The organism is Flavobacterium sp. LMO8 (assembly GCF_009495755.1).
Lineage (GTDB): Bacteria > Bacteroidota > Bacteroidia > Flavobacteriales > Flavobacteriaceae > Flavobacterium.
On the sequence record NZ_WIBJ01000031.1, the window covers coordinates 376,631 to 401,613 of the forward strand.

Annotated in this window: 26 protein-coding genes; 20 read left to right on the forward strand and 6 right to left on the reverse strand. The window is 30.6% G+C overall.

Annotated elements, in window-relative coordinates:
* Positions 1 to 81: 81 nt before the first annotated feature.
* The 15 genes from gcvH to GFJ94_RS09710 all read left to right on the forward strand — a co-directional run bounded on the left by gcvH (position 82) and on the right by GFJ94_RS09710 (position 11,529).
* Positions 82 to 462 (forward strand): glycine cleavage system protein GcvH, encoded by a 381-nt coding sequence (gene gcvH / locus GFJ94_RS09640; protein ID WP_153201326.1) that lies wholly within the window; start codon positions 82 to 84, stop codon positions 460 to 462.
* Entirely contained in the window at positions 416 to 823 is a 408-nt protein-coding gene (locus tag GFJ94_RS09645) for a VanZ family protein (protein WP_153201327.1), read from the forward strand. The genes gcvH and GFJ94_RS09645 overlap by 47 nt, the downstream gene beginning before the upstream one ends.
* Before the next feature lie 44 nt (positions 824 to 867).
* A complete protein-coding gene (locus GFJ94_RS09650) occupies positions 868 to 1,602 on the forward strand; it encodes an energy transducer TonB (RefSeq protein WP_153201328.1) in 735 nt (244 codons plus the stop codon).
* A gap of 89 nt (positions 1,603 to 1,691) precedes the next feature.
* Positions 1,692 to 2,444 carry an energy transducer TonB gene (locus GFJ94_RS09655; RefSeq protein WP_153201329.1) on the forward strand — a complete coding sequence of 251 codons (753 nt, stop codon included), beginning with the start codon at positions 1,692 to 1,694 and terminating at the stop codon, positions 2,442 to 2,444.
* Between the two features lie 76 nt (positions 2,445 to 2,520).
* A complete protein-coding gene (gene deoC / locus GFJ94_RS09660; protein ID WP_153201330.1) occupies positions 2,521 to 3,264 on the forward strand; it encodes a deoxyribose-phosphate aldolase in 744 nt (247 codons plus the stop codon).
* A gap of 9 nt (positions 3,265 to 3,273) precedes the next feature.
* Positions 3,274 to 5,376 (forward strand): gliding motility protein RemB, encoded by a 2,103-nt coding sequence (locus tag GFJ94_RS09665; RefSeq protein WP_153201331.1) that lies wholly within the window; start codon positions 3,274 to 3,276, stop codon positions 5,374 to 5,376.
* Positions 5,377 to 5,395: 19 nt separating this feature from the next.
* Complete coding sequence (locus GFJ94_RS09670; RefSeq protein WP_153201332.1) at positions 5,396 to 6,154, forward strand: hypothetical protein; 759 nt, start codon at positions 5,396 to 5,398, stop codon at positions 6,152 to 6,154.
* A 147-nt stretch (positions 6,155 to 6,301) separates the two neighbouring features.
* Positions 6,302 to 7,204, forward strand: coding sequence for a heme o synthase (cyoE, locus tag GFJ94_RS09675; protein WP_162523834.1), 903 nt, complete (start codon positions 6,302 to 6,304; stop codon positions 7,202 to 7,204).
* A 2-nt stretch (positions 7,205 to 7,206) separates the two neighbouring features.
* Positions 7,207 to 7,794: a cytochrome c oxidase subunit 3 gene (locus GFJ94_RS09680; protein ID WP_133608397.1), complete on the forward strand. Its 588-nt coding sequence runs from the start codon at positions 7,207 to 7,209 to the stop codon at positions 7,792 to 7,794.
* A gap of 45 nt (positions 7,795 to 7,839) precedes the next feature.
* Positions 7,840 to 8,820, forward strand: coding sequence for a cytochrome c oxidase subunit 3 (locus GFJ94_RS09685; protein ID WP_153201333.1), 981 nt, complete (start codon positions 7,840 to 7,842; stop codon positions 8,818 to 8,820).
* Between the two features lie 20 nt (positions 8,821 to 8,840).
* A complete protein-coding gene (locus GFJ94_RS09690) occupies positions 8,841 to 9,191 on the forward strand; it encodes a cytochrome C oxidase subunit IV family protein (protein ID WP_153201334.1) in 351 nt (116 codons plus the stop codon).
* Between the two features lie 77 nt (positions 9,192 to 9,268).
* Entirely contained in the window at positions 9,269 to 9,970 is a 702-nt protein-coding gene (locus GFJ94_RS09695) for a hypothetical protein (protein ID WP_153201335.1), read from the forward strand.
* 6 nt (positions 9,971 to 9,976) lie between these two features.
* A complete protein-coding gene (locus GFJ94_RS09700; protein WP_153201336.1) occupies positions 9,977 to 10,603 on the forward strand; it encodes an SCO family protein in 627 nt (208 codons plus the stop codon).
* 124 nt (positions 10,604 to 10,727) lie between these two features.
* A complete protein-coding gene (locus tag GFJ94_RS09705; RefSeq protein WP_153201337.1) occupies positions 10,728 to 11,267 on the forward strand; it encodes a DUF420 domain-containing protein in 540 nt (179 codons plus the stop codon).
* Entirely contained in the window at positions 11,257 to 11,529 is a 273-nt protein-coding gene (locus GFJ94_RS09710) for a hypothetical protein (RefSeq protein ID WP_203228653.1), read from the forward strand. The genes GFJ94_RS09705 and GFJ94_RS09710 overlap by 11 nt, the downstream gene beginning before the upstream one ends.
* 100 nt (positions 11,530 to 11,629) lie before the next feature.
* Here the strand turns inward: GFJ94_RS09710 and GFJ94_RS09715 are convergent, their stop codons facing one another.
* Positions 11,630 to 13,021, reverse strand: a complete 1,392-nt coding sequence (locus tag GFJ94_RS09715; RefSeq protein WP_153201338.1) for a DUF4403 family protein — start codon at positions 13,019 to 13,021, stop codon at positions 11,630 to 11,632.
* 115 nt (positions 13,022 to 13,136) lie between these two features.
* Here GFJ94_RS09715 and GFJ94_RS09720 point away from each other — a divergent pair, with 115 nt between their 5' ends.
* The 3 genes from GFJ94_RS09720 to tsaB all read left to right on the forward strand — a co-directional run bounded on the left by GFJ94_RS09720 (position 13,137) and on the right by tsaB (position 16,663).
* Positions 13,137 to 14,570: a TolC family protein gene (locus tag GFJ94_RS09720; RefSeq protein WP_153201339.1), complete on the forward strand. Its 1,434-nt coding sequence runs from the start codon at positions 13,137 to 13,139 to the stop codon at positions 14,568 to 14,570.
* A gap of 20 nt (positions 14,571 to 14,590) precedes the next feature.
* Entirely contained in the window at positions 14,591 to 15,904 is a 1,314-nt protein-coding gene (locus tag GFJ94_RS09725; RefSeq protein ID WP_153201340.1) for an efflux RND transporter periplasmic adaptor subunit, read from the forward strand.
* A gap of 99 nt (positions 15,905 to 16,003) precedes the next feature.
* A complete protein-coding gene (gene tsaB / locus GFJ94_RS09730) occupies positions 16,004 to 16,663 on the forward strand; it encodes a tRNA (adenosine(37)-N6)-threonylcarbamoyltransferase complex dimerization subunit type 1 TsaB (RefSeq protein ID WP_153201341.1) in 660 nt (219 codons plus the stop codon).
* 3 nt (positions 16,664 to 16,666) lie between these two features.
* Here tsaB and GFJ94_RS09735 read toward each other — a convergent pair whose 3' ends face one another.
* Complete coding sequence (locus tag GFJ94_RS09735) at positions 16,667 to 17,485, reverse strand: mechanosensitive ion channel family protein (protein ID WP_153201342.1); 819 nt, start codon at positions 17,483 to 17,485, stop codon at positions 16,667 to 16,669.
* A gap of 109 nt (positions 17,486 to 17,594) precedes the next feature.
* Positions 17,595 to 17,795, reverse strand: a complete 201-nt coding sequence (locus GFJ94_RS09740; protein ID WP_153201343.1) for a dodecin family protein — start codon at positions 17,793 to 17,795, stop codon at positions 17,595 to 17,597.
* 138 nt (positions 17,796 to 17,933) lie between these two features.
* Here GFJ94_RS09740 and GFJ94_RS09745 point away from each other — a divergent pair, with 138 nt between their 5' ends.
* Positions 17,934 to 20,189, forward strand: coding sequence for an inorganic phosphate transporter (locus GFJ94_RS09745; protein WP_153201344.1), 2,256 nt, complete (start codon positions 17,934 to 17,936; stop codon positions 20,187 to 20,189).
* 434 nt (positions 20,190 to 20,623) lie between these two features.
* Here the strand turns inward: GFJ94_RS09745 and GFJ94_RS09750 are convergent, their stop codons facing one another.
* The 3 genes from GFJ94_RS09750 to GFJ94_RS09760 form a co-directional block, all read right to left on the reverse strand.
* Positions 20,624 to 22,186, reverse strand: a complete 1,563-nt coding sequence (locus GFJ94_RS09750; protein ID WP_153201345.1) for an OmpA family protein — start codon at positions 22,184 to 22,186, stop codon at positions 20,624 to 20,626.
* Between the two features lie 196 nt (positions 22,187 to 22,382).
* A complete protein-coding gene (locus GFJ94_RS09755) occupies positions 22,383 to 22,550 on the reverse strand; it encodes a hypothetical protein (protein WP_153201346.1) in 168 nt (55 codons plus the stop codon).
* Between the two features lie 7 nt (positions 22,551 to 22,557).
* A complete protein-coding gene (locus tag GFJ94_RS09760; RefSeq protein ID WP_153201347.1) occupies positions 22,558 to 24,069 on the reverse strand; it encodes a GH3 auxin-responsive promoter family protein in 1,512 nt (503 codons plus the stop codon).
* Positions 24,070 to 24,170: 101 nt separating this feature from the next.
* On the opposite strand from GFJ94_RS09760, the gene GFJ94_RS09765 reads away from it, so the two are divergent.
* Positions 24,171 to 24,962 carry a DUF2797 domain-containing protein gene (locus tag GFJ94_RS09765; RefSeq protein ID WP_153201348.1) on the forward strand — a complete coding sequence of 264 codons (792 nt, stop codon included), beginning with the start codon at positions 24,171 to 24,173 and terminating at the stop codon, positions 24,960 to 24,962.
* Positions 24,963 to 24,983 lie beyond the last annotated feature (21 nt).

The window sequence follows — 24,983 nt, forward strand, 5'->3', positions numbered from 1 at the left end:
TTTTATACAAAAAAATAACAAAAACCTTTTTTTCAATTCAATAAATACAATTACATTTGTACGTCAAAAAAATATAACCAAATGAATATACCAACTAATTTAAAATACACTAAAGACCACGAGTGGGTTTCAATTGAAGGCGATGTTGCAACTGTTGGAATTACAGATTTTGCTCAAAAAGAATTGGGAGATATCGTGTATGTAGAAGTAGAAACTTTAGATCAAACTTTAGATAAAGACGAAGTGTTTGGAACAGTTGAAGCTGTTAAAACAGTTTCAGATTTATTTTTACCATTATCAGGAGAAATTATTGAGTTTAACGATTCTTTAGAGTCAGATCCAGAAAAAGTAAATACAGATCCTTACGGAGATGGTTGGATGGTAAAAGTGAAAATTTCTGATGCTTCTGAAGTAGATGCACTTTTATCAAGTGAAGATTATAAAGCGCTTATCGGAGCTTAATTTTTTAAGTCTTGCTATTACTTGGACTGTTTTAATTACAATTGCAAGCTTGGTAAGCTTTAATACAGTTCCTAAAGTAAATTTACCAGGAAACGATAAATCAGTACACTTTTTATTTTACTTGATATTTGTTGTGTTTTGGGGCTTAGTGAAACGACAATCTTATTTTAAAATAAAATACGATTTGTTAATTGTTGCTTTTGCAATATTATATGGCATAATTATTGAGATTTTACAAGGAGTATTGACCAAAACCAGAGAAGCTGATTTTTACGATGCGTTAGCTAATTCGTTAGGAGCAATTGTAGGATTTATAACTTTATACTGGGTAAAAAATAAAATTTTTAGTAAATTTTTTTAAAACATTTCTAATATTAACTATATTAGCACCTCAAAATTAAAATTATGGAAGTAAAGAAAAACCCTAATGTTGATCCAAAAAGAAATAGTTCGCTATATTTTCTTGTAGGTCTTACGGCTATTTTATTGTTAACTTACGTTGGCATTGAGCTTAAATCAGAAGATCCAAGAGTAGAGGTTGAAAAATTAGATATAACAGATAATTTTATTGAAGACGAAGAGGCAATCTTAACAATGCCTCCAGTACAAAAATTGCCACCACCACCACCACCTGCTCCAGAAGTAATTCAAATTGTAGATAACAAAGAAATTATTGAAGATAAAAAAATTGAAACTACTGAAGTGGATGAAAATAAACCAGTTGTAGTAACTCAAGCATCTGACTATGGTGACGAGGGCGGAACAGCTGAAGAAATTGACGAAGAAGTTCCTTTTGCTGTTATCGAAGATGTTCCTGTTTTTCCAGGTTGTGAGGGAGTTGCAAAAAACAAACGTTTAGATTGTTTTATGGAAAAAATGGCAAAACACATTAAGAAAAATCAACAATATCCTGAAAGAGCTATGGAAGATGGTGTACAAGGTAGGGTTTCTGTTTTATTCGTAATTGATAAAGACGGAGGTATCTCAAATGTACAAGTTAGAGGTCCTAAAGGAGGAGAACTTTTAGAGAAAGAAGCAAAAAGAGTAATTGAAAAATTACCAAAATTTAAACCTGGTATGCAAAGAGGTAAACCTGTAAAAGTAAAATACAGTCAGCCAATTACTTTCAAATTACAATAATATAAAATCCCAACTTTTAAGTTGGGATTTTTTTGGCACATAAATTGCATAGATTAATTAACAAAGTGTTAACTATTAATTTATCTATTATGAAAGCAAATGTTGATTTCCCGAAGAGAGCCAAAAATAGTTTTATCTATTTTCAAGTTGGTTTAATTGCAACAATGGTTGTAGTGCTTTTTATTCTTGAATTTAGTTTTGAGAATAAAAATAAAGTAATTACAGATAACCATACAATCGAAATTTATCCAGAACCAACATTTGTGTACAATCCGGCTCCAGCAACTAAGCCAGTAGAAACTACTAAGCCAGTTGTGGTAAAAGTTCCTAAAGTAGCTCATGTTTTTAAAGCTACTAAAGACGAGCCAAAAAAAGAGGAAGATAAAACTCCTTTGGCAACTCAAGACAATCCAGCAGATAATCCTAAAACAGATACAACTCCTACAGATAATCCAAAAGATAATGGTGGAGAAATTACTGTAACTCCAACTGTTTTCTCAGTAGAGCAGTTACCAATGTTTGAAGCTTGCAAAGGGTTAAGTAGAGCAGCTCAAAAAGAATGTTTTGATGAGCAAATGGCAAAAGCAATTGCAAAACACTTGGTATATCCAGATAGCGATTTAGAAAATGGAAGACAAGGTGTTGCTTTAGTTGAATTTGTTATTGATGAAAGTGGTGCTATTACTAATGTAAAAGCTTTAGACAATAAAAGAGCAACTGTAACCATGCAAAGAGCAGCCGAAAAAGCAGTTAAAAGAATTCCAAAATTGAGTCCTGCAATGCACGGTAAAAAACCAGTAAAAATTAAATATAGCATTCCAGTTGGATTCAGAATGAAATAAAATAAATATAATCACTATAAAAAGTCCCATTTCGATGGGATTTTTTTATTTTTACACTTTCATAATTCAATGTAAAATGAACATTAAGCACTATTTAGACTCTACTTATCTTAAAACAGCAGCTCAGGCGAATCTTTCTGAAAAAGAGAATACTGAAGTTGTGGTGAATTGTATTCAAGAAGCTATCGACAACGATTTTAAACTAATCATGATTCGCCCAGACAAAGTAGCGTTGGCAAAAAAAATGATTCAAGAAGCGAGTTCAAAAGTAACCATTGGAACGGTTATCGATTTTCCTTTAGGAAACGGAACTCTTGAAGAAAAATTAGAGGAAGCAAGACAAGCAATTCAAGATGGCGCTGATGATTTAGATTTCGTGGTAGATTATGAAGCGTTTAAAAGAGGTGAAATTAGTGTTGTAAAAGAGCAAGTTATTCAAGGAACAAAATTAGGTTTAGCCCACAATAAAATTGTAAAATGGATAATTGAGGTAGCTGCATTGGATAATCATCAAATTGTGCAATTATCAGCATTGATTAAGAATGCAGTAATAGCTAATTTCAGCGAAAAAGAATACGATAAAGTATTTGTAAAATCATCAACAGGTTTTTATAAAACGCTAGATGGTGTTCCAAACGGAGCAACTGTCTCTACCATAAAATTAATGCTTGAAAACTCTTGTCCATTACCTGTTAAAGCAGCTGGCGGAGTTAGAACATATGAAGAAGCGGTTGAAATGGTACAATTGGGTGTAAAAAGAATTGGAACATCGGCTGCAAAAGCAATTGCAAATGGTGAAATTTCAAATAGCGATTATTAAAAATATCTTATGAGAAAAATATATAGTTTACTGTTGTTAGTTTTCGGATTTACAACTTTTGCTCAAAGTTCATCAAACGAACAATTTCCAAAATTTCCAGAATGCGAAAATGCTATCGGAAAACAACAAGAAACGTGTTTTTACAATACGATTCAGAATTATTTCTACACAAATTATAAAGTACCGCAAGAACTTCAAGAGCAAAATTTTAAAGGGACTGTAATTGCAGTTTTTGAGGTAGATACTATCGGAAATTTCAAAGTTATTTATACCGATGCTGCACACGAATCGTTAAAAAAAGAAGCAAATCGTGTTTTTGAATCATTACCAAAAATAAAACCAGCTACATATTCGGGAAAACCTACGTATGCTAAGTTTTCGATTAAAATCAATATTCCGTTAGTTGCACCAAATATGCAAAAAGATTTGGCAACCAAATATGCAAAAACGAATACGGTTTTAATCGAAAACAAAAAAGAATTGTCTGAATATGATGATTTAGTAATTAAACCTTTCGAAAATCCGCAATTCAAAAGTAAAGGAATTGTGCATTTTTCACATCAAAATTATGGTGTTTTCGATGCTTTGATGAATCAAGTCGGAAGTAATAATCACACAGCTTCAAAACCATATTCGTATGATGAAGTAGCTAAATATTATGATTTAGAAACAGCAAATCAATCATTTCTTAAGAAAAAAGAATCTTGGTGGGGTAGAAAATTGTGGAATGAAAATGTAGTAGCTATTCAAGGAGAAGATTATTGGTTTACATTAAATCCAATTTTCGATTTCAGATTAGGAAAAGATACAGAAAGCGAAGCTTCAAATACATTTGTTAATACAAGAGGTATAATTGTAAATGGAGGTTTGGGTTCGCAATTAACGTTTACGACTTCAATTTATGAAAGTCAAGGAAGATTTGCAGATTATTACAACGCTTATGCAGAAAGTATTCGCCCTTCAGGTGGAAATCCTGCAATTATTCCTGGAATTGGTATTGCAAAACGATTCAAAGAAGACGCTTACGATTTTCCTTTAGCAGAAGCCAATATTAAATTCACTCCTAGTCAATTCATTAATATGCAATTGGGTTACGGAAGAAATTTCTTAGGTGATGGTTATCGCTCACTATTACAAAGTGATGCGGCTAGTCCATATCCGTATTTTAAAATCAATACTAATTTTTGGAAAATCAAGTATACGAATACCTACATGTGGCTAAAAGATGTGCGTGATTTAGCAACAGTTGACGGAACTTACGCTACAAAATACATGGCAAGTCATTATTTAAGTTGGAATGTAACGAAAAGATGGAATTTAGGTTTCTTTGAAAACGTAGTTTGGACTGATACTAACGAAAGAGGATTTGATTTCAACTTTGTAAATCCAATAATTTTCTACAGAGCGGTTGAGTTTGGCTCGTCGTCAAAAACAGGAAATGCCTTGCTAAGTCTTACATCAAAATACAAATGGAATAATAGTATTAACTTCTACGGACAGTTTTTAATTGACGAATTTGCTATTGGAGATGTAAAAGAAAGCAATCAAAGTTGGAGAAATAAATTTGCTTACCAAATAGGAGCTAAGTATTACGATGCGTTCAAGGTGAAAAATTTATTACTTCAAGTAGAATACAATCAAGTGCGTCCTTATGTCTATTCGCATAGTGATCCTATTACCAATTATGGTCACAATAACCAAAGTATGGGGCATTTATGGGGAGCTAATTTCAGAGAATTCGTGGCAATTGCTCGTTATTATAGAGGAAGATATTTTGCAGATGCGAAATTAATCTACGGCCAACGCGGATTTGATTTCAACAACGGAACCGATAACTTCAACTACGGAGGAAATATCTATTTAGATTACGATGAAAATCGCCCTTACGACACCGGAGTTTCTATTGCACAAGGAAATAAAACAACGGTTATGATTGCAGATTTACAAGTGGGTTATGTAGTAAATCCAGCTTATAATCTAAAAGTTTTTGGAAATGTACTATTAAGAAACTTTGACCCAAATGCTGAAACTGCGGCAACTGTTAAATCGAATACCACTTGGTTTTCTATTGGACTAAGAAGCGATTTATTTAACTGGTATTTTGATTATTAGTGGATTAAAATTTATTAAAATGGAAAAAATAATAACACTTTTTATTTTACTTACTTGTTTTGGATTTTCATATTCTCAAAAATTAGAGGATAAGATTATTATCAATAAAACAGGCATAAATAAATTGGCTAAAGCAGAATTTGAAAAGTGTTATGAATATTATAAAAATAATCCTGACACTCTTAATAATTATCAAGAAACCATTTATACAGTTTCAAAAAAAGTAGATTTAGAATTATTGCCAATTCCTATTTTCAATACTAAAAAGAGTGATAATACTAAAAATTTTATAGAAAGTATAGATTTTGAGAATTATGATTCTCAAATTGTTTATGTTCTCAATAAAGAAAAATACATTATTACTGAGTTTTCAACGAATGATAATTGTTTTTTTGCATTTAGTTTGTTTAAAAACATGAGATATGATGTTTTAGGATCTATGAAATCAATTTTTTCAGTTTATGATTTTGATTTAAATAGTTTCTATTTTTTTACAGATAAATGTTCTAATGGAATGTTTGAAATTGTAAACAATAAGGTTTATTATATTACACCTATAATTGATGATCAAACTTTTAAAGAAGAAAATATTGATGCTGATTTAAAAGAAGTGAGAGATAAAAAAATAGTAAAGTTTGTAAAGATTGAATGTGATATATTTTCTAAAAAATTTACCAAATCTGATGCCTTTAGATATTTTTTTAAAAGTGAAAAAGAATTAAGAAAACAAATTACAACACCAAAAAAAGATATTAGATTAAATTTTCAATTTAATTAAAGATCGATGATTACTTAATATTTCAAAGTGTTTTTTGGTTAACTATTCAATAATTCCCACTTTTAACTAATTTTCTAAATTCTAAATTCTAAATTCTAATTTTCATATCGTATCTTTGCGCGCAATTTCACAGCGAAAAACACTAAAGTGGACACGAATACACAGCCTCAAGTCAAAAAATCTCTTTACAAAGACTTTGTAGAAATTACAAAGGCGCGTTTATCTATTAGTGTAGTGGTTTCTACCATTGCAGGATATTTGTTAGGATTTAATGAGGAACAACCTTTTCAATGGCTAGTTTTACTACTATTAATCGTTGGAGGTTATTGCATGGTTGGTGCTTCCAATGTTTTCAACCAAATCATCGAAATTGAATTAGATGCCAAAATGGACCGAACTAAAAATCGTCCATTGCCTTCTGGTCGTATTTCTAAACAAAATGCTTTTATTTTAGGTTGCGTTTTAACCATTTTAGGATTAGCTATTTTATACAATGTAAATCCTAAAACCGCTATGTTTGGTGCGATTTCGATTTTCATGTATGTGAGTTTGTACACGCCTTTAAAAACTTTAACTCCGCTTTCTGTTTTTGTTGGAGCTTTTCCAGGTGCTATTCCTTTCATGCTAGGTTGGGTAGCAGCAACAGGTCACTTCGGAATTGAAGCAGGAACTTTGTTTATTATTCAATTCTTTTGGCAATTTCCACACTTTTGGGCAATTGGCTGGTTTTTATACGACGATTACAAAAAAGCAGGTTTTTTCATGTTGCCAACAGGAGAGCGAGATAAGAAAACGGCTCTTCAAACTATACTGTACACCATTTGGATGATTTTAGCTTCGATAATTCCAGCTTTCGGATTTACCGGAAACTTAATTTTATCGAAAATAGCAGCTTTAATCGTGTTTTTATTAGGATTATGGATGTTGTTTTATGCGGTGCAATTACACAAACAAATGGATTCAAAAGCAGCAAGAAAGCTAATGATAGTAAGTGTGTCTTATATTTCTTTGTTGCAAATAATATATGTTATAGATAAATTTTTACGATAGTTATGGAAAATAGAATGACTTTGGAAGAAGAACAAGCTCGCAAAGGCAAAACCTACAAATTGTTGTTGTGGTTTGGAATGATAAGTATTTGTATGATTTTCGCTGGATTAACTAGTGCTTATGTAGTAAGTAAGTCAAGACCTGATTGGTTAAAAGATTTTGTTTTGCCTTCTGCATTTGTAATCAGTACAGTAGCTATGTTAGTAAGTAGTTTTACTTTTTATTTAGCATTACAAGCTACAAAAAAAGATAACAGAAGTATGGCTACAACCTTTTTATTGCTTACTTTAGCGCTTGGAATTGCGTTTATAGTATTACAATTTAAAGGATTTGGACAAGTAATCGAAAATGGTTATTTCTTTACAGGAAGTGAAAGTAATGTAACAACTTCATTCTTGTATATTGCTGTTTTGGTTCACATTGCTCACCTTTTAGGAGGTATTATTTCGCTTTTAGTAGTAATTTATAATCATTATAAACAAAAATACAATTCGGCTCAAACCCTTGGTATAGAGCTAAGTGCGATGTATTGGCACTTTATGGATTTTATTTGGGTTTATTTGTTTTTATTTTTCTATTTTTTCAAATAGAAAAAAAATAATAAATTTGGGAACTTTTTAACAATTAAAAAATTTATGGGAGCGACAGTTATTTCAGACGAACACGCTTTAGACGGAGGTCCAGGACCATTAGGAGCAACCTATGGTAAAATGATGATGTGGTTTTTCATCTTATCAGATGCATTAACTTTTTCTGGGTTCTTAGCCGCGTACGGTTTTTCAAGATTTAAATTTATTGAAACTTGGCCTATCGCCGATGAAGTTTTTAACCACTTTCCATTTTTACATGGTGTAAATGCACCAATGTATTATGTAGCGTTAATGACTTTTATCTTAATTTTCTCTTCAGTTACTATGGTTTTAGCTGTTGATGCTGGTCATCATATGAAAAAAACAAAAGTAGCGTTCTACATGTTTTTAACTATTATTGGTGGTTTTATCTTCTTGGGTTCTCAAGCTTGGGAATGGAAAAACTTCATCAAAGGAGAATATGGTGCAGTTGAAACTAAAGGTGGATCAATCTTACAGTTTGTTAAAAAACAAGAAGATGGAACTTTCAAAAGAGTTGCTCTTGCTGATTTTTCTGCTACATTACATGAAGAAAGAACACAACACGAAAGAAGTAACGGAGTTTGGTTCATGGACGAAGCTACTTTACCAACTTATTCTGTTAATGAAGTAGTAGAAGGTTTCAAAGCTGATGAGTCGATTTTAATTCGTTCTGAATTTTTGAATGCTGAAAAGCATAAAACTGTTTTATCAAGAGAAGAGTCTTTAAAAAGATTAGCAGACGCTAAATATGTAGTTGAAGGTGCTAACTTAGTTAGAAACGAATACGGTCATAAATTATTCGCTAATTTCTTCTTCTTCATTACAGGTTTCCACGGATTCCACGTATTTACAGGAGTATTAATTAATATCATCATTTTCTTTAATGTGTTATTGGGTACTTACGAGAAAAGAAAAAGCTACGAAATGGTTGAAAAAGTTGGATTATACTGGCACTTTGTCGATTTAGTGTGGGTATTCGTATTTACTTTCTTCTATTTAGTATAATTATATAATAAAAGTATATCATGGCACACGCACACGAATCAAATACAAAGAGAATTTGGATAGTTTTTGGAATTCTATCTGTAATTACTATCGTAGAGGTTTTATTCGGAATCTATAAACCTAAAGCATTATATTTCAATAATTTTTTAGGAATGAATTATCTAAACTGGTTATTCATTATCTTAACTATTGTTAAAGCATACTACATTACTTGGGCATTCATGCACATGGAAGGTGAAAAAAAATGGTTCAGAAGATCAATTGTTTGGACAGTTATATTCTTAATCCTTTACTTATGTTTTATTTTGTTAGTAGAAGGAGATTACGTTTATGAAGTTTTCAAAACAGGTCACTTAAAGTGGATATTTTAACACTTGTTTCTAATATTTAATCCCGATTTACATCGGGATTTTTTTTACTTTTGTATGAACAAAATTAGTTTCATCTAATGAAAAATAAATTAGTCCTTATTTCACTTTTTATATTGCCTATCGCTATTTATTTGGTGTTTTCTACGGCATCTCATAATTCTCTTTTTTTACCAACGATTTCTAAGAACAATCAAGAAATTCCTTCTTATTGGTCAAGTTTAGATGGAACAAAACAGGCAATGAAAGGAAAAATTACAGTTTTAGGTTTTGTAGGTACAGAAGTAATTACAAATCGTGGTAATTTCTTTAATCTGAATCAAAAAATTTACAACAAATACAAAGGTTTTAAAGATTTTCAAATGATTATGGTGGTTCCTTCAGGAAAGGAAAAAGAGTGCCAACAAATCATTGATGAATTAGCTCCAATCACAGGCGATATGACTGGATGGAAGTTTGTGTTTGCTTTGCCATATGAAATTCAATCGTTTTATGATAGCTTCAAATTGAACGGTCAGTTAGATGAAAATAAAGGAACACCAGCTGTTATCATAGTTGATAAAGAATTGAATCATCGTGGTAGAAAGGGTAAAAACAGAAAAGGCGAAAACGAATATAAAGAAAGCTACAATACAATTTCAGCTGCCGATTTACACAATGAAATGACAGATGATATAAAGATTATTTTACGCGAATATCGTTTGGCTTTAAAAAAGAATAAAAACGAAAGAAAAGATGCTTTTAGAGATAATATCAAAGAAAACATTGAAAAACAAAAGTAATTTGCCATGAAAAATAAATCATACATAGGTATTTCTTTTATTATATTGATTTTCGGAATTTGGGCAGTACCTAAAATTATTGCGAAATTTCAAAAATCAGATTTAGTAGAAATCGGCCCTGTTCCAGTATTCAAATTGACAAATCAGGATAATAAAACTATTTCGGACAAAGATTATTTAGGAAAAGTATATGTGGTGGAATTTTTCTTTTCAACTTGTCCTACGATTTGTCCAAAAATGAATCAAAGTATGCTGCAATTGCAAGAAGAGTTTTATGGGAATCCTAATTTCGGAATAGCTTCAATTACGATTGATCCTGCAAAAGATACTCCTCAAGTATTGAAAGAGCATGCTAATTTATTAGGGGTGAAACATTACAATTGGCATTTTTTAACAGGTGATAAAGAGTATATATATAGCTTGGCTAACAAAGGTTTTAACTTATACGCTGGCGAAAACAATAAAGTAGCTGGTGGATTTGAGCACTCAGGTTTATTTGCTTTAGTAGATAAAGATGGAAAAATCAGATGCAGAAAAGATGCACAAGGAAATCCAATTTTGTATTACGATGGGTTAGAAGCTTCAGGTGTTGAAGCCATTAAAGAAGATATTAAAAAATTATTAGCTGAATAGTTGTCAATATCAAGAGCAATTTCAATAACAATATTCAAAATTCATATGAGCTTAAACTCCTTAAAAGGTGAAAATAAAATTTCAAGTTTAGCTTATATGACTGATATGTTTAAAAACAAATAAAATGGAAACGAATAAAGAAACAAAATATAACAAACTAATTGTAGTATTATCAGTCGCTATACCAGCTGTTGTGGCATTGCTTTTAGTAGTTAACCTAAGAAAGTTAGGCTATGATGTACAACCATTATCTTTTTTACCGCCAATTTATGCAACAATCAACGGATTAACGGCTGTTGTTTTGGTTGCAGCGGTTATCGCCATCAAAAATGGAAATAGAAAGTTACACGAAAACTTAATGAAGACCGCAATTGCATGTTCAATTGCTTTTTTAGGAATGTATGTAGCGTATCACATGACTTCAGATTCTACAAAGTTTGGTGGAGAAGGAGCGATTAAATATGTGTACTATTTTATATTGATTACTCATATTCTATTATCAATCATTATTATTCCACTGGTTTTAACTACGTATGTAAAAGCTTGGTCACAACAATTTGATAAACATAAAAAAATAGCAAAAATTACATTTCCTATTTGGTTATATGTTGCCGTTACAGGAGTTGTGGTGTATTTAATGATTTCTCCGTATTATGCAAACTAAAGAATATAGAACAAAGAAAATAGATCAAAGAGGTGTTAAGATGAAGGTGTTTTTCTTTTTTCTTTTCTCTTTTTTCTTTTCTCTCTCAACTCAAGCTCAATGCGCGATGTGTCGTGCAGCTCTTGAAAGCGAAGAAGGTGGAGTAAAAGCAGAAGCGGTTAACGACGGAATTGTATATTTAATGGCAATTCCATATGTTTTAGTTGGTATTTTAGGTTATGCTATTTACCGATTGAAATATGGAAAGAAGAAATCAGAATAGACAGAGAATCTTGTCAAGCTGAACTCGTTTCAGCTTCTCAAAACCAAAAGTTTAAATCTTAAGATTCTGAAACGAGTTCAGAATTACAAAGTTTGATTTTTTATTCCATTCCGTCAATTCTAATATTCATTTTTCCAGAAGTGGTTATAAACGCAATAATAGCTTTATCGGTTAATTCTACTTTTTCAAATTCAAAATCGTTCAATGTTCCGTTTACAAAAACACCTTTCATAGGCGAATAATTTGATAAATACGGATTCATACTTTTCTTGCCTTCTTCTAAATTTCCTTTTATAGAGTAGCGACAGTTTTCTTGAATTTTTCTTAAAATAGTTCCTTGTAAAAGCCAATTTGCTGATTTAGTTAAAATCCCTTTTGTATTTAGCACATAATCCATTTGGTCAAAGTAAATTTCTTTCGAAATAGTATTGTAATTCGGAATTCCCGACAAATAAATGGTGCCGTTAATACTTCCTAAAATATCTAAAGCAATAATCATTTTTTCGTCTTTTTGCCATAAATCAACCTTTTGTACTGTAATTTTTCTACTTCCAGAGGCAAATTCTTGACCTTGGAAATTTTTAGTCACAATTTTACTCGCACTTTCATAAGTAGAAACCGCCACCACAGAAGCCGTAGTGTTTTCCGGAATTGAAGCTACAGGTTTTAATACAATTTTGGTAGCATCAAAACTGTTTTTAGGTTCTTGTCCCACCATAGTTTGCATGTTGCATTTTAAACCCATTTTCAAAGTGATTTTTGATTTTGATAGCTTGGCTTCGGTTACATATAATTCCATCGGAACCATTTTGAACCATGTTTCATATTGCTCGTTAGTTAAAAATGGGGTACTCAATTTTTCTAAAACAGACAATACTTGTGGTTTGAAATCGCAAGTTTCGTCAATAGCTTTATCAATTTTTTTTGCAATTTTCGATTTAAAAATACTCAGTGTTGGATTGATAATGTAAGTAATTGGAACATTTTTACCTGCAACTAAAATACTTGGACTTTCACTCCATTTAAAATCTTCAATTTTTGAAGAAGTTGTTAGTTTCCAATTGGTTAAATGAGTTTTACTGTTTAAAGTTATAAATCCGTTTAAATTAATTTCACGAGTATCATTTAAACCCATAAAATCGGTTCCGTATTTGAATTTTGCCCAAATTTTCATTGGGATAACCGAAACAATATTTCCGTCTTTTTCAGTTAATTTGATAGGAGCTGTTTTCCAAATTTTCATTTCTGTTTTGTCATCACTCAAAATCGAATCGTTATAAATTAATCCAGTTAAATTTTTATTCAACTGGCTTTCAATTTCTTTTAATGTAATTTCAACAGGCATGGCCACAAACGAAGTTTTGTTTTTATAAACCACAGGAGCATTGTTTGACGGTGCAGGTTTTAGCGCTTCTATTTTACTAGTGGTTCCGCAAGAAATCACCGCAAAAAATAAGCAAAACATAAGAGTAAAAGCAATAATTGTTTTCATTATGGCAAAATATAAGTTCGATTTTTTTCGATGTAAAAGTAAAATTTTAATCGATATGCTGTAACAAAATAATGAAATAGAGGTCTTATAGGAAATGAGAATTAAAGCACATAAAATGATAACAAAAAAAATACTTCTAATTCTATTGTTGGTTGGTTTTCAACTTTCAGCACAGGATAAGAAATGGACTTTAGAAGAGTGTGTAGATTATGCTATTAAAAATAATATTTCTGTTCAGCAGTCAGAGTTAGATTTGAAAAACGCAAGTATTAATAAAAAAGATGCTGTTGGTGCATTTTTGCCAAACATCAATGGTAATGCTTCCCACTCATGGAATATTGGTTTAAATCAAAATATAACTACGGGTTTGTTAGAAAATCAAACCACTCAGTTTACTTCTGCAGGATTAAATGTTGGAATCGACATATATAATGGTTTAAGAAATCAATTACAACTTCGAAAATCAAACTTACAAATTATTGCTTCTCAATATCAACTGACAAAAATGCAAGAGGATATTGCTTTGAATGTGGCGAATGCTTATTTGCAAATTTTGTTTAACAAGGAAAACTTAAAAGTTCAATTACAACAGAAAGAATACAATTTACAACAGTTGGAAAGAACTAAAGAATTGGTTGAAGCAGGAGTTGTTCCAAATGGAGATTTATTAGACATTAAAGCAACGGTTGCATCGGATACACAAAGAGTAATTGCAGCACAAAATGCTTTATTAATTTCTAAATTAAGCTTAGCACAATTATTACGATTAGAAGATTTTGAAAATTTTGATATTGATGAAAATCAGATTCCAGCTTTAAATTCAGAGATATTATTGCAATCGTCTCAAGATATCATGCAAAAAGCAAAAGAAACAAGAACCGAGTTAAAAATAGCACAATCAAATGTGGAATTAGCCGAAAAAGATGTTGCAATTGCAAGAGGAGCTTATCAACCAACAATTTCAGGTTTTTATAGTTTTAGTACCAGAGCAGCTTATAGTGATAGAGTTGTAGGAATTCAACCAAATGCTGATAATCCAACATCTGTTATTGGTTATGTTGATGGAACTGGGCAATCTGTACTTCAACCAAATTTTTCTCCTATTTTAGGAAAACCAGAGCCAGTTTTTGATCAGTTTAGTAATAATAAAGGACAAAATTTTGGTTTGCAAATATCGGTTCCTATTTTTAACGGATTTGCAACAAGAAACAATGTTCAAAGAAGTAAAATTGCATTAGAAAGAGCTAAATTAAATTTAGGACAACAAGAATTAGATATTGAGCGAACTGTTTTTACGGCTTATACAGATGCAAATTCAGCTAAAGAAAGTTATGAAGCAGCAGAAACAACTTTAGAAGCACGAAAGTTATCGTTTGAATATGCAAAAGCAAGATACGAAGTTGGATTAATCAATGTTTTTGATTTTAATCAGGCTCAAACATTGTATGTAAACGCACAATCAGAAGTTTTAAGAACCAAATACGATTATATTTTCAGAACCAAAATATTAGAATTCTATTTCGGAATTCCATTAATTAAAAAACAATAATAAAACATAAATACCTAGTCATGTCAAAGAAAACCATATTCATTTTATTAGGAAGTGCAATCGGATTAATCTTGTTATTAGTTGGACTTAAAAAAGGTGGCGTTATCGGAAATAATGATGATTCAAAAGTTGTTGAATTATCTAAAGTTGCTCAAACTACAATTGTAGAAACGGTTTCGGCAACAGGAAAAATTCAACCTGAAATTGAGGTTAAAATTTCATCTGAAGTTTCAGGAGAAGTTATCGCTTTACCTATTAAAGAAGGACAGCAAGTTAAAAAAGGCGATTTGTTAGTACGAATCAATCCTGATTTATATGAATCTGGAGTAAATCGTTCTGTGGCTTCTATGTCAACTACAAAAGCTGGATTAAGCCAAGCTGATGCTCAGGTTAAAGAAGCAAAAGCCAATTATGACCGAAATAAAAAATTGTTCGATAAAGGAATTATTTCAAAGTCTGAATGGGATAGAATTGTATCGGCTTATGAAGTGGCGGTTGCCAATAAACAATCGGCTTATTATCAAGTGCAAAGCGCTTCGGCAACAGTTACAGAAGCAAAAGATAACTTAGGTAGAACTACTATTTATGCACCAGCTGACGGGACTATTTCTTTGTTAAATATCGAATTAGGTGAGCGTGTTTTAGGAACGCAACAAATGGCGGGAACAGAAATTCTTAGAATTGCGAACCTAAACAATATGGAGGTTGAAGTTGATGTAAACGAAAATGATATTGTAAAAGTGAGCATTGGAGATTCTGCGAATATTGAAGTTGATGCGTATTTAAAAAGAGAATTTAAAGGAATTGTTACTAGTATTTCAAATTCGGCAAGTTCAACTTTAACAGCTGATCAGGTTACGAATTTCAAAGTAAAAGTTAGAATTTTAAAAGAATCATATCAAGATTTATTAGAAGGAAAGCCAGCTAATTTTTCACCATTCAGACCAGGAATGACTGCTACGGTTGATATTATTACGAAACGTAAAGAAAATATTGTAGCTGTGCCTATCAGTGCAGTAGTAATTAAAGACGATACTACTTCAGTTAAAAAAGATATTGTTGCTGAGTTAGAGAAAAAAGAACAAGAGCAAAAAGGAACAGCTCCAAAAAGTGATAAAAAATATGAGTGTGTTTTTGTAAAAGTTGGAGATAAAGCAAAATTGAGAGTTGTTAAAACAGGAATTCAAGATGATACCAATATTGAAATTATTTCAGGATTAAAATCAGGTGAAGAAATTATAATCGGGCCTTATACAACTGTTTCTAAAGATTTAGTTTCTAATGATAAAATTAGAGTGGAAACCGAAAAAGATAAAAAAGAAAGTAAGAAATAGATTTCTTATTAGTTAATTTGGGTAGATAAGGCGTAGGTAACTGCGCCTTATTTTTTTTACGGGTTTATCTTCTTAACTTTGCATTTCAAAAATCTGATTATGTCAATTATTCTAAACATAGAAACGGCAACAAAAAATTGTTCTGTAGCTTTAGCAAAAGAAGGAAAAACGATAGCATGTAAAGAAATTGCTGAGCAAAATTTTTCTCATGCCGAAAAATTACACGTTTTTATTGAAGAATTACTTGCTGAAAATCAATTGCAATTTTCTGACTTGAATGCTGTAGCGGTGAGTCAAGGTCCAGGTTCATATACAGGTTTACGAATAGGAGTTTCATCTGCAAAAGGATTTTGTTATGCACTGAATATTCCAATGATTGCTATTGACACACTTCAGCTTTTAGCAAAACAAATTCAAATTGAAGATGGGATTGTCATTCCAATGATTGACGCTCGTAGAATGGAAGTTTTTACGGCTTTTTACGACAAAAACCACAATCAAATTAGAAACACTCAAGCTGAAATAATTGATGAAACTTCATATCTAGAAATTTCAGAGAAAATTCATTTAGTTGGTGATGGAACTGAAAAATTCAAAAATACTCTAACCGATGATAAATTTGTATTTCATTCAGAAGTTATATTCCCATCTTCTAAAGAAATGAGTGAATTATCATTTGAAAAATTCAAAATAAGCAACTTTGTTGATGTCGCTTATTTTGAACCTTATTATTTGAAAGATTTCGTTTTGTCTAAATAAAATTTATTCTTTGTGAATTTCCACTTGATGTGGATAAGGAATTTCGATGCCTACTTGGTCAAAAGCAATTTTGGTTTTTTCTAAAACATCTGATTTTACTTTCCAGTAATTATCGGTAAGAGTAAATGGTCGTACAGCAAAATCAATAGAACTTGCAGCTAAATCATTTATAAAAATCATTGGTTCTGGATCGTTTAAAACTTCAGGTATTGATTTTATTACGTTTTCTATTGTTGATTTTGCTAATGATAAATCGGTTTTATAATCTACAGAAATAATTAAATCTACTCTTCTAATTCCATTTGCGGAATAATTGGTTATAACTCCATTTGATAAGGCTGCATTCGGAATTACAATTTGTTTATTGTCTGGAGATGTAATGACGGTTGAAAATATTTTAATGTCTTTCACTGTCCCTAAGACACCTTGAGCTTCAATAAAATCACCTAAGCGAAAGGGTTTAAATAAAATGATTAGAATTCCTCCTGCAAAATTGGAAAGAGAACCTTGTAATGATAAACCAATGGCTAAACCCGCAGCACCCAAAATAGTTACAAACGCAGAAGTTTCTATGCCTAATTTTGAAATTACGGTTACAAAAAGCAAAATGCGTAAAGTCCAGAAAACCAAATTTCCAATAAAATTAGAAAGTGTTAATTCTACATTGCGTTTTATCATTACTTTTTTGGCTGTTTTTGTGATAAAACTGGTTGCCCATAATCCAACAATTAGGATAATGATTGCCATTACAAATTTTGGAGAATATTCTAAGACCAATTTTTTTATGGTTTCAAAATAATTTTGAATTTCTATCGCCGTCATGCTTAATTTTTTTGCAAAGATATTCAGAGAATTCTGTTTGAGTTATAAAAAAAGCATAAAAAAAGCGCTCTTTTAAAGAACGCTTTTGAAAAAAATACCTGTTATTGAATTATTCTATTTCAAAAGTTAGTTTTAGATTTACTCTAAATTCGGTTACTTCATTGTCTTTTACCGAAGCACTTTGATCTTGTACATAAACAGAACGAATGTTCTTTAATGATTTTGCTGCATGAGCTACTGCTTTTCGTGTTGCATCTTCCCAACTTATAGTTGAGCTAGATAATACTTCAATTACTTTTAATACTGCCATGAGAGAATAGATTTAAATTAATAAATAAAGTTAACTTTTTTTATTTTAAAAAAGTACTTTTTCTTAAAATTGATAACGTTAAGTTAACATAAAAACAGATTTCTTGAAAGACTTTTGCATAAAATTAATTCTTACAGAATGGAACAGATTTATATTATAATGTTAATTGTTTTGGGTGTTTTAGCCATAATCGATTTAGTGGTTGGAGTTAGTAATGATGCCGTAAATTTTTTAAATTCTGCAATTGGTTCTAAAGCAATTTCTTTTAAAACCACTATGATTGTTGCTAGTTTAGGGGTATTAGTAGGGGCTTTGTTTTCTAGTGGGATGATGGAAATTGCTCGAAGCGGTATTTTTGTCCCTAGCATGTTTAGTTTTAATGATGTAATGATTATTTTCCTGGCTGTAATGATATCTGATATTTTGTTGTTAGATGTTTTTAATTCGATGGGATTACCTACTTCTACAACCGTTTCTATTATTTTTGAATTATTAGGTGCTGCAGTTTGCTTAGCTATTTATAAAATATACACTACAGACGAAACATTAGATCATTTAGGAGCTTATATTAATACGAAAAAAGCATCTGAAATTGTATACAGTATATTATTATCGGTAGTGCTGTCATTTAGTATTGGTAGTTTTGTACAATATATTTCAAGATTAATCTTCACCTTTCATTACGAAAAAAAATTAAAATATATTGGTTCTATTTTTGGGGGATTAGCCATCACTGCCATTACTTTTTTTATTTTAATTAAGGGGTTAAAAGGAGTGTCTTTTATATCAAAAGATCAATATTCTTGGATAAAAGATAACCAATTATTGATTTTAGGTTTCAATTTTGTATTTTTTACTATTTTATCCCAACTATTAACTAGGTTGTTTAAAGTTAACATTTTAAGAGTAATTATTGTTATTGGAACTTTTGCTCTTGCATTAGCTTTTGCTGGAAATGATTTAGTTAACTTTATTGGAGTACCTATTGCTGCTTTTAATTCATATGAAATTTTTAATGCTGCAGGAGTTTCAGGAGATACTTTTATGATGGGAGATTTAGCTAATGATAATATTGTAGCGCCATTTTACTTTCTTTTATTTGCTGGAATGGTCATGGTAATCACATTGTGGACATCTAAAAAAGCAAGAAGTGTTATTGAAACGGGTGTAAATCTTTCTAGACAAGGTGATGGTGTGGAAAAGTTTTCTCCAAATTCAGCTTCAAGATTTATTGTTAGAACTGGTGTATATTTAGGCGAAGGAATTAATTATTTTTTACCAAAAAGTATTCAAATTCATATTGATAAACGTTTTGAAAAAGCAGAAAAAAAATATAAAAATGCAGATGAAGAGCCTGCTTTTGATATGGTAAGGGCATCTGTTAATTTAATGGTAGCAAGTATTTTAATTTCTATAGGAACTTCTTTAAAACTTCCATTGTCTACTACTTATGTAACTTTTATGGTGGCAATGGGATCATCATTTGCAGATAGAGCATGGGATAGAGAAAGTGCTGTTTACAGAATTGCAGGAGTGTTTAATGTTATTGGAGGATGGTTTTTTACTGCAATTGTTGCTTTTATAATGTCTTTTGTAATTGCTTACATTTTAAAAATTGGAGAAGTATTTGCTTTTGTAGGTTTGATTCTTGTGTTAGCTATTTTGCTTTACAGAAGTGCAAGAAAACACAAATTAAAAGTACAGGAACAAGAAGAAATTAAAAGTCTTAGAAAAGAAGATGTAGGTACTATTAAAGAAATGATAGTAGAAAGTTCTTCTCAAATTTCTAAAGTGTTAAGAAAAACAAGTTCGCTCTATTCTAATGTTATAGATAATCTTGGACTTCAAGATTTAAATAATCTTAAAGAGAATAAAAATGCATTAAAAAAGTTAGAAAAAGAAATTGATGAACTTAAAAGTAATGTGTTTTATTTTATTAAAAATCTTGATGATAATTCAGTAGAAGCGAGTAAGTTTTATATTTTAATTTTAGGTTATTTACAGGATATGGTTCAATCTATTGAATTTATTACTTCTAATAGTTATTCTCACGTTAATAATAATCATAAAAAATTAAAGTTCAATCAAATTCGTGATCTTAAAACAGTAGATACCCAATTACAAGAATTATTTATTCGTTTAGAAGATAGTTTTAAGACAGAAGATTTTTCTAAGTTAGATGGTATTTTAAAGGAGAGAAGCGCTTTTTTAGAAACGGTATCTGAATTAATCACAAAACAGATTACGAGAATTAGAACTACTGAAACGAGTCCGAAAAATAGTAAATTGTATTTCTCTTTACTTCTTGAAACAAACGATCTAATAAAATCTATTATGAATTTGTTAGAATTGTTTAAAGAATTTAATCAGCAAAACAATAATAATAAGAAATAATAGCTTGTTAAATTAAACTGACCGAAAGTTTATAATAATTTAAATATAATGAGCTCGATAAATATCGAGCTCATTATATTTAAAATTTGATTTTTTTATTTAAGTAAATTGATTTGGTTTTTGCTGTTTAAAATAAAGTAGTCTTAAAGAATTTAAAAAATTGTAGCCTAAAATCTAAAACGGGTTTAACTTTTATAAAAGTTAAACCCGTTTTAGATTTTAGGCTACAATTTTTGTACGACAAATAATTGCTAAAATAATAACTTAAGCGTTTTTCTTTTGCTCGATTGTTTTGATTTCTTTTGCGTTACAGTATCTTTTTTGACAACTCCATCCACTTGAACATGAAGTTAATAATACTACTGTTGATAATGCTAATACTAGAGAGAGATTTTTCATTTTTTTATAGTTGTGTTTAATTGAGAGTGTGCTTTTTATTTAACGATTTTGAATTCAACTCTTCTATTGGTTTGGTCTTGAGAAGCTGAACATTTTTCGCATTTTTCTAATAGTTCACTTTCGCCAAAACCTTTGTAGGTTAACTGCGATGTAGGAACGCCTTTTTTAAGTAAGTATTGGTAAGCAGCTTTAGCTCTGCTTTCTGAAAGTTTTTGGTTGTAGATTTCAGAACCTTTGTTATCAGTATGAGCGTTAATTGTAATACTCAGGTTAGGATTGTTCGCTAAAACTTCAACAATTTTATTTAAAGATAATTCTGATTCTTTTTTAACACTAGATTTATTAAAATCAAAATAAATATTTTCAATTACAATAGCATCTTCAGTAACTACTGCTTTTTTCTGAGTTAAAGCAATGTTTTTATCTTTATCTCCAGTTGCAATGTTTGTTTTCTTAGTTTCGTAACCATCTTTCGTAACTTCTACATTGTAAAAAGTTAATGGTTCTATAGCTAATTTGATTTTACCATTGTTGTCAGATTGTGTTTCTGTTAATTTAGTTCCAAATTCGTCTGTTACTACTACTGTTGCATTTGGTAAAGCTGTTTTGGTAACTTCTTCTACAATTGTGTAATTGTAATGTAAATTTTCTTGTTTTCTAATTTCGAATTTTAAAATATCAAAATTACCAGATTGTTTTTTATCAGTTGAGATGTAACCTTTAGATGGAGAAGTCATTACAAAGGCAACATCATCTCTTCTAGAGTTTAAATCAGTTCCTAAATTCATTGCAGTTAAGAATGAATTGTCAACATAAGCCGATCTAAAAACATCGTAACCACCCAAGTTTGTATGTCCTTTTGAAGAAAAATATAAATATTTGTTATCAGAAGACATATATGGATATTTTTCATCATCAGTTGTATTTACATTTGGACCTAGATTAACTAATTTACCAACCGTTCCGTCTTCTGCAATTGTAGCTTCGTAAATATCAAATCCGCCATACCCACCAGGAATGTTTGAAGCTATATAAATCTTCTTTCCGTCAGGAGAAACACTTGGAGTTTCGGCTGAATATTGTTCTGGAACTACATTTAAATTAGTAATGTTTGTCCATTTTTTAGCATCTTTTTCGTTAAGAGTTGCTTTGTGTAAAGTAAATAACTGTTTGTTATTAGGGTTTTCTTGAGTATAAAAAATTGTTCTCTGATCAGAAGAAAACCCGATAGAACCTTCATCATTGTCAGAATCTAATGCCTGAGAGAAAAGTAAAGGGAAAGATAAATTTCCGTCTTCTTTTACATCCACACAATATAAGTTATTGTTTGGAGTATTAGTAATTGGATTAACAGTTACATCTGCATGTCTTCTTTTCTTGTTCGATAAAATGATGTATTTGTTTTTAAAAAATGTAGTGCCAATTTCATTTAACTCTGAATTAATTCCTGTATCACTAATAATGAAGCTAATTCCTTTTGTGTTTTTATTTATGGCATTTACAATTGCTTCTGCTCCTTCAGAACGTTTAGGTTCTTGTCCAAAAGATGCTAGGCTTCCTAAAAGTAAAAATAATGTAAGGATTTTAGTTAGTTTCATAAATTTAATTGCTTAAATAATAATTAGTTAATGATTAGTTAAATTGCGTGCAAAAATAGTAGTATTTTTTGTAAAAAAAATTATTCTTTACTTTATTTGTTAAATTGTATGAAAAAATTCGATATAATGCAAAAAAAAACGACTTACTACGTTTCGTGCAAATCGATTTTATTGTGAATTCAATAAAAAAATGAGTTTAACAATTATATGTTTTATCAAATTCTTTGTAATTATGGTGTTTTTCTGTTTTTTTAATAGAATTATCGCATCTTCTGTTAGGTCCGCATTTATAACGTCTTGGTCCGCACGAAAGAATCGTAAGAAGTAGAATTAATAGTGATAAAAGTAAGATTTTATTTTTCATACCATTTTTATTGTAAAGATAAAAGACTTTCTATATACAATCGTTCGTTTGAAAGCCTTGGGATTTTATGTTGTCCACCTAATTTGTCTTGTTGTTTCAACCAATCATAAAATAATTGTTCTCGAGCAACGTTTAATACTAACGGATTTAATGTCATGTTGTTGTATCGTTTTGCTTCGTAATCCGAATTTACATGCTGAAGATTTTCATCTAAAGCTTTTCTGAAATTTTCAATGTTGTCTGGTTTGGTCTTAAATTCGATAATCCATTCGTGAGCACCTTTCTTTTTGTCAGTCATAAAAATAGGAGCAACGGTATAATCAGTAATTTCGCAATTGAATTGTGCGCATGTTTTTGCAATGGCAGTATCGGTGTTTTCAACCATTAACTCTTCTCCAAAAACATTAATATGATGTTTGGTTCTTCCGGTAACTTTAATACGGTGAGGGCTTAATGAGGTAAAGCGAATGGTATCACCAATTAAATAGCGCCATAAACCCGAATTTGTCGTAATCACCAAAGCATAATTCTTGTTCAATTCTACTTGATTCAATCGAATAACACTTTGGTTTAGCGTTCCAAAAGTATCCATCGGAATAAATTCGTAGAAAATTCCGTAATCTAACATCAATAATAATTCGTTTGAATCATTTTGGTCTTGAATTGCAAAAAAACCTTCCGAAGCATTGTAAATTTCATAATACTTGAAACTCTCTTTTGGAAATAATTTCTTGTATTGTTCTCTATACGGGTCAAAATTGACACCGCCATGAAAATATACTTCTGCATTTGGCCAAAGCTCTAAAAAATTAGATTTTCCGGTGGTTTCCAATGCTTTTTGAAGTAAAACCAACATCCAACTTGGAACGCCAGCCAAACTCGTAACATTTTCGTTGATGGTTTCATTAATAATAGCTGGAAGCTTAGTTTCCCAATCACCCATTAATGATATTTTACTGCTTGGAGTTGAACTAAATTCGGCCCAAATAGGCATATTATCAATCAAAATTGCTGATAAATCTCCAAAAAATGTATTGTTATCTTCATACAATTGCTTACTTCCTCCTAATCGAAGACTTTTTCCTGTAAACAATTGAGATTCTTCATTATTATTCAAATACAAACACAACAAATCTTTACTCGCTTTGTAATGACAATTTTCTAAAGCTTCTGAACTTACAGGAATAAACTTACTTTTTGCATTGGTAGTTCCGCTTGATTTTGCAAACCATTTAATGTTTGAATGCCAAAAAACGTTTTGTTCACCTTGTCTTGTTTTTTCTATCAAAGGTTCTAAATCTTCGTAAGTAGAAACAGGAATTCGTTCTGAAAAAGTAGTATAACTTTTCATGGAAGAAAAATCATATTTCTTTCCAAGTTGCGTATTTTCAGAAGTTTTTATTAGATTAAAAAGTAATTCTTCTTGTACTTCGTGCGGATATTTTAAAAACAATTCCATTTGATGAATTCGTTTCTTCAAAATCCAAGTGGCAACAGAATTTATTATTTGTAATGGCATTTACCTATTTCTAATTTTGAATTGTTAAATGGGAATAATAACTTTACCAAAAATAGCATTTTTTTCAAATAATTGAACAAAAAAGAAAATCTTTACACGAAATGATATATCAAGGCACTCTTTCAAAAATGCAAACCGAATTTGGTAATCCTATTCAGTATTATTTGGTTTTTGAAAATAGTTTTTTAAACATAAACCAACTTTTAGGAAAAGAAATTGAAATTGAATTTCAAGGCTACCAATGTTTAAATTGCTATAAAGCTAAAAAGATTTTTCGCCAAGGATTTTGTTATGATTGTTTTATGAGTAGTCCAGCAGTAGGCGATTGGATTATGAAACCCGAATTAAGTACCGCCCATTTAGATATTGAAGATAGAGATTTAGCTTATGAAAAACGCGTACAATTGCAACCGCATGTGGTGTATTTAGCTTTATCAAGCGAGGTAAAAGTGGGAGTAACCAGAAAAACTCAAGTTCCAACGCGATGGATAGACCAAGGTGCTGTGCAGGCCATTCCTATTGTAGAAGTGCCCAATAGGTATTTAGCCGGAATTACAGAAGTAGCATTGAAAAACCATTTTGCTGATAAAACCAATTGGCGAAAAATGGTACAAAACGAATATTTAGAAGTCGATTTAAATAATGAACGCAATAAAGTATTTGATTGGTTACCCAATGAAGTGAAAGATTATTTCCCGAAAGAAGAAAAAATTATTCAATTAGATTTTCCTGTTTTGCAATATCCTAAAAAGGTAACGAGTTTAAATTTAGATAAAACACCAAATTTATCAGGGAAATTAACGGGAATAAAAGGGCAATACTTACTTTTTGAAGACGGAACGGTTTTTAACGTAAGAACTTATGAAGGTTATGTAGTGAAGATGAGTTTATAAAACAAAACCCTTTCAACTGAA